Here is a 2855-nt window from a genome sequence, read left to right on the forward strand (position 1 = left end):
CCTTCTCGCGCGGCTCGACCTGCTTGACGGTGTCGGCGAGCGGCATTCGGGCCGACCGGGAGGTTCGGCCGGTCAGGCCTTTCCGCTGCTCATGCGACGGCGCCGGATGACGACGATCGCGCCGCCCACGGCCGCGGTGGCGACGAGCCCGCCGCCCACGGCCATCTCGGTGGTCGAGGGACCGCGCGAACCGCCGAGGCCGCCCTGCGCGCCGCGACCGGCGAGCACGGTGAAGGTACGGGTGGCGATTCCATCATGGTGCTTGTCGTCGTTGCACCGGACGGCGAGGTTGTACTGGCCCGGTGTCGCGTTGTCGTAGATCCGGGCCGTGGCGTCGGCTACACCGCCGCCGTTGTTGTCGCGGTCACGGCGGTTGTTGTTGTTCCCGCCGCGGCCACGGTCGTTGTCACGGCCGTTGTCCCGACCGTTGTTGCGGCCTTGGTCACCACGGCCGTTGTCGCGACCGTTGTTGTTGCCCCCCTGGTTGTTGCCACGACCGTTGTTGTTGCCGCCTTGGTTATTGTCGCGACCGTTGCCGTTGCCCCCCTGGTTGTTGCCACGACCGTTGTTGTTGCCCCCCTGGTTGTTGCCACGACCGTTGTTGTTGCCGCCTTGGTTGTTGTCGCGACCGTTGCCGTTGCCCCCCTGGTTGTTGTCGCGACCGTTGCCGTTGCCGTTCCCGCCCTGGTCACGGCCCTCGCCGTTCCCGTTCCCGTTCCCGTTCCCGTTCCCACCCTCGCCAAAGCCGCCGTCGAAGCCGCTGTCGCTGCCACCCTCGTCCCAGTCATCGCCGTCGCTGCTGCGGACCCCGCCCTTGTCAAGGTTGGCACCGTCCGCGCGCTCGCCCTTCGCGCCGTGCGAGCCCCGGTTCCCGGAGAGATTGGCCGTCGGGAAGGCGTTGGACGTCACGGTGCCGCCCTTGTCGCAGCCGTCGACGAAGATGTTCAGGATCCCGCCCTGGTGGACCGAGGACGGGGAGATGTTGACGCTGGTGGGACCGCCGCCACCATCGTTGGCAGCGGTCAGCGGCGCTGACAGGCCGACGGTCGCGCATGCGGTGAAGGTCACCGCGAGAGTGCGTGAAGCACGCATGGTTGAACCTCCAGTGGAGACGCGCCCCGGAACGGTGCTCCGGGAGATTCGACGAGAACGCCCTCCAACACGAACACTCACCGCCTTGCACATTCGCCGCATTTTGGGACTGGTCCACCCCAGTGAGCCGACACGCCGGTACGACGCCCCTATGTCTGACGGAGCCGCAGGTCACGGACTGTCAGAGGCTTTTATATGGCGATGTACACGGATGGCTCACCCCAAGTGGCCGTACCACCCGTTCGCCCCTCCCCGGTCGCCGCTCGGCTCGTGCGTGCTTAGCGTGCGTGCAGACAATGAGATGGGAGAACCATGGGCCGCCAGGACTACACCGGCTCGGAGTCGAGAAGACGCTCACCGTGGGGCGTACTTGCTCTCGTCATGCTCACCGGCCTCGCGCTGGTGCGGAACGGCATCGACGTGGGAATGGGGCCACCCCAGCCGGCCGTCGCGGCCGCGCTGGACAGTCGCCGCTACGCGGAATCGGTCCCCCTGACCGGACCCGTCGAGCCGCTCCCGTACGCCCCCGCGTCCCGGATCGCCATCCCGGCTCTCCGGGTCGACGCGCCGATCATCGACGTCGGCCTCGACCCCAACGGCTGGATCGAGGCCCCGCCCGCGCAGGACCCCAATCTCGCGGGCTGGTACCAGAACGGCATCGCCCCTGGCCAGCAGGGCACGGCGGTGGTCGTCGGCCATGTCGACAACGCGGCCGGCCCCGCCGTCTTCTACGGTCTGGGCGCGCTGCAGAAGGGCCAGCACGTCGAGGTGACCCGCTACGACGGCAGGACCGCGGTGTTCGAGGTGTACGGCGTCGAGGTGTTCTCCAAGAACGGCTTCCCGGGCGCCCGCGTGTACGGCGACACCGGAAGCCCGGAGCTGCGTGTCATCACCTGCGGCGGCGGCTACTCACGGGTCGGCGGCTACGACGGCAACGTCGTCGTCTTCGCCCGCATGATCTCCGCGCAATAGGCGATCGCGAGGGCCGCCGGCTCAGCTCGTCGGCGGCCGCTCGGCATGCGTACCCGTGCCCGCATCCGTGCCCACGTCCACGACCGCGTCCGCGTCCGCCTCCATCAGCGGATCGGCACCCTGATCCGGTACCCGGACCGCAGCAGCGCCGGCAGATAGCGGCGGAGCGCCGCCACGCTCTGCGAGCGGTCGCCGCCCGCGTCGTGCGAGAGGACGACGGCGCCGGGCTCGGCCCCGTCCAGGACGCGGCCGACGATCTCTTTCGTCCCGGGCACGCGCCAGTCGCGTGTGTCGATGGTCCAGGCGAGCGGCTCCATGCCGAGCTCGGCGCCGATCTCGAACGAATACTTGTTCCATGCCCCGTACGGTGCGCGGTACCAGCGAGGCGCACTGCCGAGGGTCTTCTCGATGATCTCGCTCGTGCTGCCCAGTTCGTCGCGGATGCGGGACGCGGGAAGCTTCGGCATCAGCGGATGCGACCAGGTGTGGTTGCCGATCACATGTCCGTCGTCGGCGATCTCGCGCAGCAGGTCCGGGTCGGCCACGGCCATCTTGCCGCAGACGAAGAACATGGCCCGGACGTCGTGCTTGCGCAGAATCTTCAGGATGTCCGGCGTGTAGTGGGGATGAGGGCCGTCGTCGAAGGTCAGCACCATGGACCGGCCGAGCGTCGGCATGCTCAGAAACGGCTCTGCCCGGACCGGAGTCACCCCGCTCGTCAGGGCGTTGGGCATGAATGCCGTCATGGGCTGAAGCCTGTAGGCCGACGCCTTCGTCACCGTGGCCGCCGC

Annotated in this window: 2 protein-coding genes and 1 pseudogene; 1 reads left to right on the plus strand and 2 read right to left on the minus strand. The window is 68.9% G+C overall.

The window, feature by feature from the left end:
* Positions 1-72: 72 nt before the first annotated feature.
* Positions 73-351 (minus strand): annotated as a pseudogene (locus ACWCXB_RS36455) (hypothetical protein); the annotation flags it as partial.
* A gap of 1053 nt (positions 352-1404) precedes the next feature.
* Here ACWCXB_RS36455 and ACWCXB_RS36460 point away from each other — a divergent pair.
* Positions 1405-2064 carry a class F sortase gene (locus tag ACWCXB_RS36460; RefSeq protein ID WP_450728785.1) on the plus strand — a complete coding sequence of 220 codons (660 nt, stop codon included), beginning with the start codon at positions 1405-1407 and terminating at the stop codon, positions 2062-2064.
* A 104-nt stretch (positions 2065-2168) separates the two neighbouring features.
* Here ACWCXB_RS36460 and ACWCXB_RS36465 read toward each other — a convergent pair.
* A partial coding sequence (locus ACWCXB_RS36465; protein ID WP_450728787.1) for a polysaccharide deacetylase family protein occupies positions 2169-2855 on the minus strand: 687 nt, incomplete at its 5' end.

The sequence above is a fragment of the Streptomyces sp. NPDC001514 genome (genome assembly GCF_053597075.1).

Bases quoted from the DNA above. Each gene is read 5' to 3' on its own strand.
- ACWCXB_RS36460 (WP_450728785.1), top strand. From the start codon at position 1,405: ATGGGCCGCCAGGACTACACCGGCTCGGAGTCGAGAAGACGCTCACCG.